Here is a 14,249-nt window from a genome sequence, read left to right as displayed (position 1 = left end):
CGACCAGCGAGGACATGCTCGTGCGGGTCATCTCAGTTGATCCGTATCTCGCCCTGCATCAGGCCGGGTTGCTGTGAACCAGTGGACTCAACTCACCCTGACACGCAGGGCATCGGCAAGATCGTCGCCGCTGCCCTCGTACTCCTCCACACCGACCACGACCGCACCACATGATCACAAAGAGCGACGAACGGTTACCCGGAATGGCTCATTGGTTAGGTGGACCGTGGCTACCCGGTTCACCTAGTCACCGCGGCGCATCCACAGCGCATCCACAGCGCGATCTCGCGCAGGCTCGTCAGCTCCGGCGCGCCTACGCTGCGCTTTGCCGAGCCAGGTCGGGGCATCGAGTGAGTCACCTAGTTGGTCGTCAGTGATGTGCTGGGCGAGGGCGAGGGCGACGGCGACGGTGGCCCACAGCGCTGTGAGGCGCCGTTCGGTGGCGGCGGCCAGCGCCCAGTCTCGGTCGCCGGGGACCACACTCACCCAGGCGCTGACGAATTCGGCGGCCGTTCCCTCGCCGTGGCTGGCCGCGATCTCCGCCGCAGGTGTACATCGCCTGGCCGACCGCGTAGCAACCACGCCAGGCCTACGCCGCCGAGAACCTCACCACCGGGCGGAAGATGGTCGCGCAGTTGGGTGCTGGTGGCGTCGTCCTCGACGACCGCGAGATTGTCGACGCAGCCGATCGGCCGCACTGCCAACGCCAGTGCGATCATCGTCTTCGCCTTGCGGAACGGTCACGTGCTCGCGCTTCCAACATCCGCCGTCGCCGAGATCTGGTCGCGGGCCGTGTCCGAACAGGATGGGCTGATTTCCTCAGGTCGCCAGGACCGACCAGAACCGGTCGGTGAGCTGGATCAGCTGGGTCGAGGCGAACTCGAAGATCGCGTCGACGGCGGCGGTCGGTGTCCCGCCGAGGGCGTCGTCGAGGCGGGCGAACCAGCCCTCGTCCGTGGCGTTCAAGCGCTGTTCCAGGGTGCCGGTCAGCTGCTGCCGCGCGGCGTCGTCCAGCGTCCCGGCCGCGATGAGGGCGGTGGCGGTGTCGATCAGCTCGGAGATGATCACCTCGTAGCCGGCAACGACCGCGCGGGCCGCCCGCTCGGGGTCCTGCACGTACTCGACGGCCTGAGGGAAGGTCCGCGTGTGCTCGGCCGCGTCGGAGACGACGACGGCGCAGGCACCGGGCTGCCCCGGAGGCAGCGTGGCATACGTCAGGGAACCCTCGGCGTTCCCCAGGACGCCCGCCGCCTGGTCGGGCCCGACCAGGACCCGGGTGGCGGCGGCCATCCCCCGGGTGTCTATCCGGATCCTGACCCCGCCCTCGACCGGGCTGGCCGCGGGCACCACGGGCCCGGCCGCGCCGAGCACGTCGCGCTTGAGCCGGCGGACTAGAAGGTTGGCGCCGAATCGGTAGTAGCCGCGGGGCGGGTCTGCACCCCACAACCCCGCCCGCGCCGGTCCCTTCGAGTCCATGGAGATGCCCTCGAGCAGGTCCGGTTTCGTCGCGGACGGGCGGCGAAAGATCCCCGTGTGCGCCTTCCACGTGGGCGTGCCGGCGACGTCCTCGTAGCCGCCCTGCACCAGCACGTCGCCGGGCCTGGCCCGTGCCCACTTCACCGTCTCGAACACGTCGTTGCGTTCGGCGTAGTTTTTGGTGCTCCACACATTCTCGTGCGCCGGGCCGGGGTCGAACTGGGCGATGCCCGCGTTGAAGAGCGCGCGCTGGACGAAGCTGCTGCAGTCGGCCTTGTCGTCGTCCCAGCGGCCTGCAGGGTCCTGCGTGTAGGTGCGCACCTGATCCGCCAGGGCGAGGGCGGACGCCACGATGGCGTTGCCCAGGTCCCCCGGGTCCGGCCCGCCGTCGGGCGCATGATCAGAACCGCCGTCCTCGTCGATCGGGCTGCCCGCGTCCGTGTGCCGGATGGCGGAACGCAGGACGTCGGTGAAGTGCCCGCCGTCCACGCTCTGCCCGGCGTCCGGCAGGTTCCTGGTCGCAGGGTGGTTGCCAAGGAAGATTTGGGCCAGGTAGGTCAGCAGCGGGGTGCCCGACGGCACCGGCGTCTGGTTGTAGGCGTCCACGAGGGCCTGGACCTGCGCGCCGGCGGCGGGCAGGGCGGGGTCGGCCTGCTGCGCCGCCCGGAGGCGCACGAGGCCGAGCACCGCCGTCATCCAGCGGGCGGCGGTGTCCGCCAGGTACCGGCGACCCTCCTGCAGCGTGTCCGCCAGGGCCTGCCCAGCGGACGCGGCCTGGAACTCGGCCGTGCCGGACTGCCCCGCGAGCGCCGCGGTCATGAGGTCCGCGTAGGCGCCGGCCAGCGCGGCGCCGTCGTCGCCGGCCGCCAGCGGGTCGAGCCGCCACAGGGCGTCCACCGCGGACACTGTGAGGCTCAGCGTCGAGGCCTCCACGGCGAGCGGGCCGCCCGGGTCCGCCGAGTCGTCGTCGATCACCTGGACCGAGATCCCGCCGATCGTGCTGCCGTCGGGGGCCCAGGCCTCTTGGAGCGAATCCATCGGCAGGCCGAGGAGGCTCAGCTTGCCCATCGTCTGGCTGGAGGCCGCGGCGCCGATCAGGACGCCGCGCAGGCCGCGCGGCGCCATCAGGCGGGCCGGGCTGCCGTCGCCGTCGTCCCGCGGGCTCGGCCACAGTCCGCTGAGCCTCGTCTCGACCGATCCGAGCACCGGGTCGACGAGCACGGGCGGGGCGATCTGCGCGGCAACGCCGAACAAGCCGGCGAGGACACCGTCGAGCAGTCCCGCCATGTCGACGAACGACACCGCCGGTTCCGTCATCGGCCTGCCTCCGCCCTTGCCCGCCCGGAGATCGCAGTCACGGCAGGTCCTCCAGATCCCAGAGCACATCGAAGTCGACTTGCCCGCGCGGCGTCGTGACCTGCATCGACCCGGTGATACGGCCGTCGGTGGTCTGCTCCGGCGACAGCAACAGCCGCGCCTGGACGTTCCCGCCGATGAAGAGGAACGGCTCCGAGGGCCGTGGCGGCGCATCGGCCGCGGCCATCGACATCGGGAGGGTCAGCCCGAGCCCGTTCCGGACCTGGTCCGCGGTGCCGCTGCTGGGCGTTCCGAGGTCCTCGAGCACCAGGCCGGCGCCGGGTGCGGTCAGCCGCAGAGCCGCCCTGACCCCGGCGAGTTGCAGCGATCCGGCGAACTGCGGATCGGTGCTGCCGGTGAGCACGAGGCTGCTTGTCGCGGTCAGCTGGAGGCCGTGCAGTTCGAGGGACGGTCCGACCGGAATGCTGTTGTCCTTGTACCCGGCCGGGGTCACCAGCGTGGTTCCGTCCACCAGCAGCGCGACCGAGTCGCTGCCGTCGGCGAGCATGGCCTGGTCCACCCCCATCCCGAAGAGCCGGGTCATCAGGTCGGTCACGGTCTCCGCCCCAGTGGGGGCCAGGAACGTGCCGTGCTCCTGCACGAGGACGAACAGGACGGCCTCCGCCGCGCACAGCCCGTACACGGTCTTGCCGGTCCGTGCCCCCTTGGTCATCCAGCTCCCGAGTTGGGCGGCGGTGGCCCGCGCGCCCGCCTCGATCAGCGGCACCAACCGGCCGAACGCCGACCGCAGTGGCGGCACCACGGTGCTCGGGCTGCCCGTCCCGAACGCCAGGGCGGGCACGGAGATTCCTGGCCACTGGGCCGCGTACCGGTGCATGGGTGCGGAGCCGGCCGCGCCGCCGCCCGGGAGCACCGCCCCGCCGGAGATCACCTCGCCTTGCCAGGCGACGGGTCCCGGTGACGTGAATTGGTAGTCGTCGAAGACCTGCCCGTTGGCGACAGCGCGGACCGGCGTGCCCGCGGTCGCGGTCTTGGCTGAGGCCGTGAACGTCGAGGACGTCGGCCGCACGAACACCCCCAGCCGGTAGAAGCCCGGATCGACGCAGACGTACCGGTAGGCACCGTCGGAGCCGACGAACATCCCGCGATCGGCCTGCAGCCGCGCACGGATGTCGCGGAAGAACGTCGGGCCCGAGAAGGGCAGCGCTGTCATGGCCATCGGATCACCTGCCGGTCCTTGCGGCGGGCGGCGCCGACGCCGTGCTGGTCAGGTCCTCGAACGTCCAGTCCCGCGGGCCCGCCGCGTTGGACAGCAGGCCGACCCGTCCGGTGGCGTCGATCAGCGTGAGCCGCGCGATCCCCGCGGCATCGGCCCAGCCGGCGAGCGCCTCCCGGGTGACCGGCGACACGGGCCGGCCCGTGTCCGGCTGATCCCAGTCCCAGCGGCCGTCGCCGGCGGAGACGCCGATCCGGAGCCCGCCCCGGGCTCCGGTCACGGCCAGTCCGAGCACGCCGCCGGCGGTCCATCCGGTGGCGGCCCGCCCGCCACGGAACCGACGCAGGTTCAACGGCGACACCGGCTCATCCAGCAGCCCGGCCGACCAGGCGGAGCCGTCCGGCGTCCCGGCCAGGTCGTAGAGCTGGCCGTCCACCGCCCAGAATGAGACGTGCCGCTCGCCCGCTGGGCCGGCCCAGCCGGTCAGGTCCGAACCCGGGGACCACGGCAGCGTCGCGGCCGTGGCGGTCAGGTCAGTCACCCGCCACCGCCGCCCACCGGTTTCCTGGCTCACCCGGTACAGGTGCCCGTCCGCGCCGGGGTAGGCGAGGTTCACGGGGCCGGCCTGCGTGTCCCGCGGGCCGGGTTCGCGGACCGCGGTCGCGGCGACGAAGAACTCCGCACCGCCGGGACTGGACGCGTAGACGATGAACTCGTTCGCCGGCGCGGCGCCGTTGCGCGCCGACAGCCGGATCCACCGACCGGTCTCCGAGGTGCGGGCGTCGTAGCCCGTGTTTCCGCCGTTGCCCGTGCCGATGGCGACCTCGCCGCGCAGCACGTACACCCAGGCGGAGGCCTCGACCAGCGTCGGACCGGTGTCCTGGGCGCCGAACGTCTGCACCAGCCCGGCGGTGTCGATGGTGGTGCTGACGTGGAGCATCCGCCGCGACGCCTCCACCGGCAGTGTCGAGGCGCGCAGATCGGTGAGCATCACCCGGTCCTGCCGGCCCTGCGTCCAGCCGGTCCAGAAGGCCGCCTGCTCGAACCGGTTGCGCGGCCCGTCGGTAAACAGCGGGTTCGTGAGCAGGTTGCCCGCGGCGCCGATGTCGTCGAACTCGGTCGCAGCACCGCGCCAGTGCAGCAGCCCCGCGGCGGGGGCGGCCGGCGGGAGCCCGGCCGCGGCGGAGAGGTCCGTGACCTGCCAGGAGGGGTCCTGGACTGTGCGGGCGGCGATCCGCAGCGCGCCGCGCTCGGTCACGTACGCCAGCGCGTCGCCGCCGTCCAGCCGCGCCGGACGGCCGGTGCGGGCCATCCCCGCGTCGGCGTCGATCAGCTCGGCCGACCAGGCGCCGTTCTGGTCGCGGTGCAGCGCGGTCAGCTGCCCGGACTCGGTGCAGTGGAGCACGTGCACCGCACCGGTGTCGTCCGACCAGCCGGTGAGCCCGGACCCGGTGGCGGGCGGCTCCGTGCCGGCGGCCGACGTGGCGTCCTCCACCGTCCAGGTCCCGTCGGCGGCCTGGGTCAGCAGCGTCAGCACGCGTGCCGTGCGGTCGGGTGCACCGACGTAGGCGATCGACGGGAGGCCGTCGGCCCCGCTCCAGCCCTCGATACCGGTGTGCACGCCCTGCGCGCCGGGCTCCGGCGCCACCAGCAGGGTCAACGAGCGCGAGGCGCCGATCAGGTCGGCCCGGCCCTCCCATTCCCCGGCGCCGGCCAGGCAGGTCACCACGCACACCCCCGGCTGCACGACGACGGCGCCGCCCGGCTCTGTGCCGAGGCCGAATCTGAACGTGAAAGTGCCACCGCCCGAGTCGGTCCAGGTGACCGACTCGGGCGCGACCGCCATCCCCTGGCAGGTGAACCGCACCCGCGCCGGGACCACGGTCGCGTCCGGGCCCGTCTCCAGGGTCATCGGCAGCAGGTAGGACCGGTCGATCCCGCTGACCCGGCCGGTGATCACCGTGCTCGCGCCCACGGTGACGACGGACTGTGGGGTCCCCGCGTCGAAGACGATCGCGATGCTGCGGTCCAGCACCGCCGCCGACGCCCGCGCGCGCAGCTCGGCGGCGCGCTGCTGGATCTGCGGGCCCGTCCCGGCCGCCCGGGCCGCCTCGAGCGCCGAGCTGGTCACGTGCAGCGAGCGTGCGGTGTCGTCGATCGCCGCCAGCAGCGGCCCGGCACCGGTGAGCCCGATGATCGCTCCCCAGATCACCCGGCCGAGCCACTCCGCCGGGACGGTGACCGTCGCGACCGTCACCTCGACAAAGTAGAAGGGCGGAAGGACAGGAACCAGGATGGTGATGGGGATGCTCACGCCCTGCGTCGCCGCGCCGCGCACGGCCTGCTCCAGGACGGACAGCGCGCCGCTGGCGCCCAGGGTGCCGGACTGCGCCGCAGCAGCGATGGATTCGCCGGAGACCCGGAGCACCGTCGACAGGTCCCCGAGCACCCGGGTGATCACCGGCACGAGGCCGCCCGTCAGCGCGTTAAAGGCCACCTGCACGGCGAACCGGGCCACCGGGTCGTTGCCCACCAGGTCGGTGATGATCCCGTCGACCACCTGGCTCGCGCCGTTCGCGGCCAGGGCGGCGAGCTGCGCGCACTGCTGCGCGACGGCGGCGACCTGCCTGGCCGCCTGCGTCTGAAGCTCGTCGATCCGGCGGTCGACATCGTTCGCGATCTCATCCAGCTCCGCGATCATTGCGGCCGTCAGCTCGAACGAGAACCTGATCGAGGCCGCGAACAGCCGCGCCGCCTGCTCGAAGGGCAGCGTCGTCAGCCGGACCAGGAGGTCGGCGCTGTCCTCGACGAGGAACTGCGTAATGGAACGGATCTGGTCCAGGTGGTGCTCGACCAGCGACTCGAGAGCGTGCAGAACCACCGCGGTGTCCGAGGTCTCGAGCGCCGCGAGCAGGCTGGCGCTGGTCTGCCCCTCCAGGCCGACGGTCTCCCGCATGAGCGCCAGCTCGACCGGCAGCCGCTCCCGCTGCCAGCGGTCCATCTTCGAGGCCAGGTGACCGAGCAACACCGACGTCGGGAGGCCCAGCGTCACGTCGACGGACTCGCGGCCCAGATCCTCCAGGGCGCTGGTGAACCGGTCCAGCGGGCCGCCTCGCGGGAAGTCGGGGATGAGGTCGCCCGCCTCCCGCGCCTGCGCCTCGAGCCTGCGGATCGCAGGCACGGCGAGCCCGAACCCTCGGTTGATCACTTCGTCCAGCAGCGACACCAGCGGTCGCCCGACGGTCTGCAGCATGCCGACGCTAACCCGCTCTCGCACCCGCCGCAGCACCTGCTCCGCGGGGGCGCCGCCGATCAGGTCGGGCAGTTCCTCCAGGCCGACCCGGAGCAGCGTGCGGACCGACTCCACGGCCTCCGGCGGCAGCCCGATGTCGTCCACGGGGAGCTCGTCCAGCAGCTCTGTGGACAGGGCATCACCGGCTGCTGTGAGGAAGGTGCGCAGGAACACCAGCGGGTCCCCGGTGATCCCGCGCGACGGCATCCGCAGCAGGTCCTCGATCACGAGGCCGGTGACCCGACTCAGCCACGCAGCCGCACCCGCCCGCTCCAGCAGCCTGGTCGCCGAACGGCCCAGAGCCCGGGCCGGCAGATCCCCGGGCGAGCCACTCGCCGGATCGATGCCCTCCTCGATCAGCAAGCGCCGGATGCCTCCGGTCGGCGGCCGCGCGAAGCCGGGCGTGGACTCGATCAGGCTCACCCCGGCCCAGATCCCGACCACAACGTCGCCGAGCAGCTCCCGGTCCTGCTCGCCCAGCCCCGTGCGGGCGAGCTCGAACAGCACGTCCGTGATCGCGTCGATAGCCTCGGGCAGGATGGACAGCGCCGAGCGGCTGGCGACGACGGCGTCCTCGATCGCGTGCACGAGCGCGAGCAGCGAGTTGCCGACGTCGGTGCCGATCGGCAGCCCGAAGCCAGCCAGCAGCGTGGTGAGCCCGTCGAGAGCGGCGGAGACCAGTTTCTCCAGCAGGTGCTGGCCGAGCTGGGTCGCCAGGGTCGTCGCCGCGGCGGACAGCGCCTGCTGCCGGTCCGCCTCCGGCACGTCCGCCAGTACCGAGCACAGCAGCCCGGCCAGCGGAGGCAGCACCAGCTCCACCAGGTCGGCGGCCTCCGTGAGCAGGCTGCGCTCCGGCTCCGGCCGGGTGGCGCTCTCCGCGTCCAGAGCCGTCGCCAGCTGCCGGGCGGAGACGCCGAAGACGCCCTTCACCAGGGCGGCCGGTGTGGGGAACCCGAGCTCCGCAAGCAGCCCCCAGCTGTACCCGTAGATGAAGCCGTAGCCGAAGTTGACGACGAACACCGTCCCGGCCGGCTCGCCATTCTTCGGGAAGAGCCGGATGCCGGCCTTGGTCTCGGCCGCGGCCTTCACGCACACCGCGGCGCTCGCGTACAGACCCGCCCGGACCGACACCTGACTGGTGAGGACGTCGATATAGGGCCGCCACAGCGTGTTCTCGCTGCCCGCCAACGCGCCGGCGACCAGGTCGTTGAACAGCAGTTCCACGTCCAGCTTGAGGCTTGCCCTCGCCTCGGCCTGCATCTTCAACGTGGCGACCACACCGGCGAAGTCGAAGACGTCCAACGGGAAGTAGGCGGACGCCTCGGCACCCACGGATACGGAGCCCGACGTCCTGAACGACGCGCGGACGGCGTCGGCGAGTTTCGCGTCGACCGACCCCTCGAACCTGGCCTGCAGGTCGAACCCGGCGCTCAGGCCGCGGGTGGTCTGGGCGGTGAAGGACGCCGCGGCCCGGAGCATGCCCTCGCCCGTGGCCGTCGGGCCGTCAAGAGTGAAGATGTTGACGGCGTCAGCTGCTCCCTCGGCGACCATACAAATGACAATAGGGTCGGCGAGGGACAAAAGGAGAGCCCCGACGACATTCCGACCCGGATGGCGGCAGCATGGCGGCGGGGCGACGCCCGGGTCGTGAGATCAATAAGACGCCCCCCGCGACGTACCAGCCGGTCATTAAGGAGGCTTACCGAGAAGCCTCCTTAATGACCGGCGCCGGACGACTCGAGTCGTCGACGAGGATCCGAGCGAAGTTGTTCGATGAAATTCTTGCAGAGGTTCGAACTGTGCGAATAATTCGAACACACTGTCAGTGTGCCGGTGAATCACTACCCGGATTTGACTGGAACATTTCGTACCGTGGCGAACAGCGACACGCTCGGCCGTAACACGCCACCTCCAATTGACGACACCTTGCGATGAGATGCCGGATGACTGACTGATGCCCGGTGGGCGACAGGATCGGCTTCGTTCGTGGAGCGCGAGGTGGCACATTGCCTGGGTGAACAGTCTTCTCGGAAGGTGCGTGCGAACGGGGTGGCAGCCGTCGGTCTCGGTGTCGCCGCCGACCTGATTCTTCTACTCGGCGCATTCCTTTCGTTGCCGGGGCGTCCATATGCGCCGGCAATCACAGTGCCCGTCCAGTTGTGTCGAGTCAGGTCCGCGTGTCGCGAATGCCCAGCTTGCGAGGCATCGACCGGCCTGCAGTGGCTTACCATGTACTTCCGGAAGATCAACTTTGGCGAGGTCCACGCGTTGATCTATAAATTGCTTAGGTTGGAACCGCCGAGAACCGGGTAGAGTGCGCAAGCGAAGCTCCGCCAGAGGGCATAAGAACGTGTGCTGCCGGGGGCATTGCATGGTCATAGGTGCGCGAGCGAAGCCCTGTCAGGGAGCATAAGAACCGGACATTGACGTCCTATCCTCCTTCGTTTCTTGTGTGCGGACGAAGCGTTGTCGGAAGGCATAAAACGGTCCCATTCGTGTGCCGCAGGGTGGCTACGATCCAGTCAATCCACTCAGCCGGTGGATGAGCCCGGCGGTCACGCCGCTGGTGAGGAATCGGTCGAGGTCGTCGAGCCATGGCGTCGCGCGGTTGCACGAGTAGGCGGATGGATTGTCGAGTTGGACGCTGCCAGGTGTCGGTGACTCATCCACGGTTGGCGAAGGACCACCGGTGGGACCGGGCGCCTGCGTCTGGATGCAGCCTGCGTCTGGACGCCGTCTGCGTCAAGGCGCCGGGTCCAAGCGGTGATCGTACGGGCGCAGAACGACGGCCTCCACTTGCTCAACGAGAGAATCTTGTAGCTGCAGGCGAAACACTTGACCACGTCGAAGTAGCGTCGCTGGACTCCTCGGCCGCCGGGCAGTCAGGGGCTCGGCACGCCTTCTCCTCGGCGATGACCCCGAATGTTTCGTGCAGCAGTAACACGTCGCCACCCGAGGTGGCGAAACCCCTCGGCCCAGCCTGGGCATCGACAGTGACGCGGAGGGCACTCCGGGGCCGCCGACTGTACAGATCAGCGGACCCGGAGCAATGGGTCAGTTCTCCTTCCTCCTGCCGATGATCAGCGCGACTATCAGCGGTGCCACGGTGCTGAAGATGGCTCCGACCTCCGGGTCGGTCCTGGTGAGGATGTGCGTGAGCATCGTGATGATGCAGGTCATGACGGCCTTGATCTCATCGTCCGACATCGGCCTTCTCCCGCCGACGAAGCAGACGCCCGTAAGCGCAGCAGTCGGGAAGGCCCCTCCTGCGCGCATTGGCGCGTTAAGACAGGCAGGCACACAGCATCACTGCACGAATCAGAAGGTGTGGCGTTCGCCACGTCGGTCGATGTGGTCGGGCAGACCCAGTTTTTGACCTGGCCACCAGGCTCACCGAGATCGACCAACGGCTGCTGAGCCTGCCGGAGCGTCGTCGGGGCCTGACCGAGCTGAACCCGTTGCTCTCCGCCCTGGTCTACCTCCCGCGCGACCGGCGAGCCCGGGAGACCGGGGACGCCCTCACGTTCTCCGAAGCCCGCGTCGAGTGGTGCGAGCTGGTCAAGCGGCACAACTGGCCGATCAACACGTTGGAGCCCGGGGACCTCGGAGCACGCCGCCGGGCTGGACGAGCAGGACATGGGTCAGCGTCGGTTCCGCGATCGCCCCGTAGCGGTGCCTGCCGGACTCAGAACAGGCCAGCTCACCAGAGTTGTCAGGGTGATTCGGGGCTCTTACTGAACCGCCACGGGGCCCTGAATGCGCCTGTCGGTGACCGTCATCAATCCCGGGACTTATCGCGGCCCAGTTGCTACCCGCGGAATGACGCCATCGCGCCCTGAACAAGACCTCGAACAGTCCCGGTACATGTCGGGTTTCGTCCAAGCCTAAGAGGAGCCACAAGAAGCCCAGCATCGAACCTGCTCAAGCTCTCGGCGGCGCCCATGACCTCGTTCGCCCGGCGATAGCCAGTGCCTTCTGTCCGGTGCATGACGAAGGAGGAGTTGGTCCTGGCACGCGCCGACGCGCTCATGGCCCGCGCGGCAGGGCCCTCGGCGAGCGTGGCTAGGGTCGCACCATGGGAACCGACTGGGAGGGCATCCTCGGCGCGGACGATGCCGCCGAGGCCTGGGACCTGGCCGTAGCGGACGTCCTCTACCCGGACCATTCGAGAGCCGCCCCGGGGCAGCCGGCCGACCCGGGCGACGAAGAACCGTTCATCCCGATCGACGAGGCTGAGGAACGAGACAGCTCTTCGCCAGGGGGAGAGGTCTCCGATGCCCGCCCACCGACCCGCACGTCTGCCACAGCGCGAGTCCTCGAACGCGCTTTCCGCTGCCGAGTCACCGGTTCCTGAGGATCTGCTGACCGTCGACGAAGTCTGCGCCAGACTGCGCATTACCCGCTCGACCTTCAACGACTGGCGTGCGAAGAGGTGCGCGCCGCCCTGCGTGCGGTTGCCCAACCGGCAGTTGCGGTTCCGGCGGTCCGCATTGGAGCGCTGGCTCGCCTCGCACGAGGAGGCCTCTGCGTGACGGACACGACGTTCGATGTCCGCATCTGGGACGTGCGGGTCAAAACCGGCCGCCCGCGCAAGGACGGGAAGCCAGGCAAGAAGTCCTACATCGTCCGGTGGTGGTCGCGGGCAAGGTGTTCCCGGAGACCTACGCGAACGCGACGTTGGCGGAGAGCTTTCGCTCCAAGCTGATCGTGGCGCAGCGCAACGGCGAAGCATTCCGTATCGCCGACGGCCTGCCGGTGTCGATGGCACGAACGCGCAACGATCAGCCGTGGTTCACGTTCGCCCAGGCGTATGTGGACATGAAGTGGCGCCGTGCGGCGGCGAAGTCCCGTTCCGGCAACGCTGACGCGCTGGCGACGGCGACGCTGGCACTGCTGGAGCGCCGGCGTGGGAAGCCGGCCGACGCGGTGCTGCGCCGGGCCATGACGGGCTGGGCGTTCAACACTGTCCGGCGCGACACCGACAAGCCCCCAGCGATCGAGGCCGCGCTGGCGTGGCTGAGCACGAACACCGTCACCGTGTCGCGGCTGGGCGACTTGACGACGCTGCGGGGTGTGCTGGACCAGCTGGCGCTGAAGATGGACGGGACGGCGGCCGCGGCGAAGACGGTGTTCCGCAAGCGCGCGGTGGTATTCAACGCGCTGGAATACGCGGTGGAGCGGGACCTGCTGCCGGCGAATCGGTTGCCGGAGGTGAAGTGGACGGCGCCGAAGCGGGTCCGGGCGATCGACACGCGCATCGTGGTTAACACGAAGCAGGGCCCGCAGCTGCTGGCCGCGGTGGCCGATCAGAAGGTCATGCGGCTACCGCCGGGTGCGTCCGAGCCGGTGATCGTGGAGCGGCGTTCGTCCGGGCCGCGGCTGGTCGCGTGCTTCGCCACGATGTACTACTCGGCGCTGCGGCCGGAGGAAGCGGTCATGCTGCGCGACATCGACCTCAAGCTGCCGCGGAAGGGCTGGGGGCAGTTGCTGGTGTCGGAGACGGCGCCCAGTGCGGGGGCGGCGTGGACCGACAGCGGGCAGCGGCGTGACCGCCGCCAGCTCAAGCAGCGTGCGAAGGGGGAGGTGCGGCCGGTGCCCTACCCGCCGCCGCTGACTGCCTTGCTGCAGCAGCACCTCGAGCAGTACGGCGTCGTCGACGATGGCCGGCTGTTCCGGAGCATGGACGGTGGTGACGTCGCCGAGTCGACCCTGGCGCGGGTGTGGGACAAGGCCCGTAAGGCCGGGCTGACCCCGGAGGAATACCGGTCGCCGCTCGCCCGCCGGCCGTACGACCTGCGGCACGCCTGCGTCTCGACGTGGCTCGCCGGTGGCGTGATCTCAGCCCAGGTGGCGTTGTGGGCGAGGCACTCGGTCGCCGTTCTGCACGAGGTCTACGCCAAGGTGCTGGCCGGGCTCGAAGAAGAATCGCTGGGCAAGATCGCCCGCATCCTGTGCCTGCCCGCCGACGACGAGGACGACGTAGACGGCGGATGAACCCGTTCAGTGCGCAAATGCTATCAGCGGCCTTCAAGTCGTCGATCGATCAGAACGAGTCCGTCGACGATGGGTTCAATACGCGGCAGCTTCGCCAGAGAGACCGCCGTATCCGACGGAGGCCATATCCTCACAGACGCCGCTTCTGGTACTGCCCATCTTCCAGGAGGTGCGAAGACAACGATTCCCACTAAGGTGTCCACTCGTATTACACATGCGAACACCTGGTCGGACTTCTTTTGGTGTGCGGCAATACCTTTGGATGAATTTGGAATAAGTGAGATGATGTTCGCGCCTTGCGCAAAGTCAAAGCGATCTTGTGGCGTGCTTGAGCCGTCAGCTAGATAGACAGAGAAGCCGTGAGGTACTCCACGGGTGCACGAGCGTCTCTGCTTGGCGGGCACTAGCGTGCGATAATTTTGTGAGATACTTATGACGATAGCAGTCTTTGAGAACCATCGAGCTATCACGCGTTTCGCCTGGTCGCTCAACGGTGAAATTGCAGCCTTGCTAAATAGCGTTCTCTCGAACTCCGTCTCCAGTTCGCTCATCCAGCCGCCGTTGCATCGCTGTTGACATATCTCCCCTGCTACAAAGGCTGAGGCTGGAATGTTTCCACGTTTATCTATTGTCTGGCCGAATCGGTCGAAATGCGTTGGCGTGAAGACTTCTCGTTGTGCGTCGAATCTTCGCTGTAGCCAGCTTGGAAAGATATGCTCGCGGTTTTGTATATCGATATCTTGTCCGCACATCCAACACGTGCCTTTTGGTGGAACGTCGGTTACTCGGAAGCCCAGCCTGGCTCCTCGTTGGCGGAGGTTCTCGTCATATGGCCGGGTTCGTCGGTCCCTGCGTGTCAGGGTGAGTTGAGTCCACTGGTTCACAGCAACCCGGCCTGATGCAGGGCGAGATACGGATCAACTGAGATGACCCGCACGAGCATGTCCTCGCTGG

The 14,249-nt window shown here is 69.2% G+C and carries 8 protein-coding genes; 3 read left to right on the top strand and 5 right to left on the bottom strand.

All coding sequences use genetic code 11. The features are described 5' to 3' along the window. Positions 1-819: 819 nt before the first annotated feature. The 4 genes from QQ657_RS56065 to QQ657_RS56050 all read right to left on the bottom strand — a co-directional run bounded on the left by QQ657_RS56065 (position 820) and on the right by QQ657_RS56050 (position 10,508). The gene (locus tag QQ657_RS56065) at positions 820-2,793 is read right to left on the bottom strand and encodes a hypothetical protein (protein WP_284750667.1); all 1,974 of its coding nucleotides are present in this window, start codon (positions 2,791-2,793) and stop codon (positions 820-822) included. A gap of 37 nt (positions 2,794-2,830) precedes the next feature. After that, positions 2,831-4,012, bottom strand: coding sequence for a phosphodiester glycosidase family protein (locus QQ657_RS56060; RefSeq protein ID WP_284750666.1), 1,182 nt, complete (start codon positions 4,010-4,012; stop codon positions 2,831-2,833). A 4-nt stretch (positions 4,013-4,016) separates the two neighbouring features. Continuing rightward, on the bottom strand, positions 4,017-8,852 hold the full coding sequence (locus tag QQ657_RS56055; RefSeq protein ID WP_284750665.1) for a hypothetical protein: 4,836 nt from the start codon (positions 8,850-8,852) through the stop codon (positions 4,017-4,019). A 1,503-nt stretch (positions 8,853-10,355) separates the two neighbouring features. After that, entirely contained in the window at positions 10,356-10,508 is a 153-nt protein-coding gene (locus QQ657_RS56050; protein ID WP_284750664.1) for a hypothetical protein, read from the bottom strand. Positions 10,509-11,376: 868 nt separating this feature from the next. On the opposite strand from QQ657_RS56050, the gene QQ657_RS56045 reads away from it, so the two are divergent. The 3 genes from QQ657_RS56045 (at position 11,377) to QQ657_RS56035 (ending at position 13,295) form a co-directional block, all read left to right on the top strand. Beyond that, on the top strand, positions 11,377-11,655 hold the full coding sequence (locus tag QQ657_RS56045) for a hypothetical protein (protein WP_284750669.1): 279 nt from the start codon (positions 11,377-11,379) through the stop codon (positions 11,653-11,655). Next, positions 11,576-11,833, top strand: a complete 258-nt coding sequence (locus tag QQ657_RS56040; RefSeq protein ID WP_350310784.1) for a helix-turn-helix transcriptional regulator — start codon at positions 11,576-11,578, stop codon at positions 11,831-11,833. The genes QQ657_RS56045 and QQ657_RS56040 overlap by 80 nt, the downstream gene beginning before the upstream one ends. Positions 11,834-11,933: 100 nt before the next feature. Beyond that, entirely contained in the window at positions 11,934-13,295 is a 1,362-nt protein-coding gene (locus QQ657_RS56035) for a tyrosine-type recombinase/integrase (protein WP_350310783.1), read from the top strand. Positions 13,296-13,318: 23 nt separating this feature from the next. On the opposite strand, the gene QQ657_RS56030 is transcribed toward QQ657_RS56035, so the two are convergent. After that, entirely contained in the window at positions 13,319-13,846 is a 528-nt protein-coding gene (locus tag QQ657_RS56030) for a hypothetical protein (RefSeq protein ID WP_284750663.1), read from the bottom strand. Positions 13,847-14,249 lie beyond the last annotated feature (403 nt).

Origin of the sequence: Amycolatopsis ponsaeliensis (assembly GCF_030182635.1) — a bacterium.
Taxonomy (GTDB): Bacteria; Actinomycetota; Actinomycetes; order Mycobacteriales; family Pseudonocardiaceae; genus Amycolatopsis; species Amycolatopsis ponsaeliensis.
This window is presented reverse-complemented; position numbering and strand designations above follow the sequence as displayed.

Excerpts from the sequence above, each read along its gene's own strand:
- QQ657_RS56065 (WP_284750667.1), bottom strand. The coding sequence starts at position 2,793 with ATGACGGAACCGGCGGTGTCGTTCGTCGACATGGCGGGACTGCTCGAC.
- QQ657_RS56060 (WP_284750666.1), bottom strand. The coding sequence starts at position 4,012 with ATGGCCATGACAGCGCTGCCCTTCTCGGGCCCGACGTTCTTCCGCGAC.
- QQ657_RS56055 (WP_284750665.1), bottom strand. The coding sequence starts at position 8,852 with ATGGTCGCCGAGGGAGCAGCTGACGCCGTCAACATCTTCACTCTTGAC.
- QQ657_RS56050 (WP_284750664.1), bottom strand. The coding sequence starts at position 10,508 with ATGTCGGACGATGAGATCAAGGCCGTCATGACCTGCATCATCACGATG.
- QQ657_RS56045 (WP_284750669.1), top strand. The coding sequence starts at position 11,377 with ATGGGAACCGACTGGGAGGGCATCCTCGGCGCGGACGATGCCGCCGAG.
- QQ657_RS56040 (WP_350310784.1), top strand. The coding sequence starts at position 11,576 with ATGCCCGCCCACCGACCCGCACGTCTGCCACAGCGCGAGTCCTCGAAC.
- QQ657_RS56030 (WP_284750663.1), bottom strand. The coding sequence starts at position 13,846 with ATGAGCGAACTGGAGACGGAGTTCGAGAGAACGCTATTTAGCAAGGCT.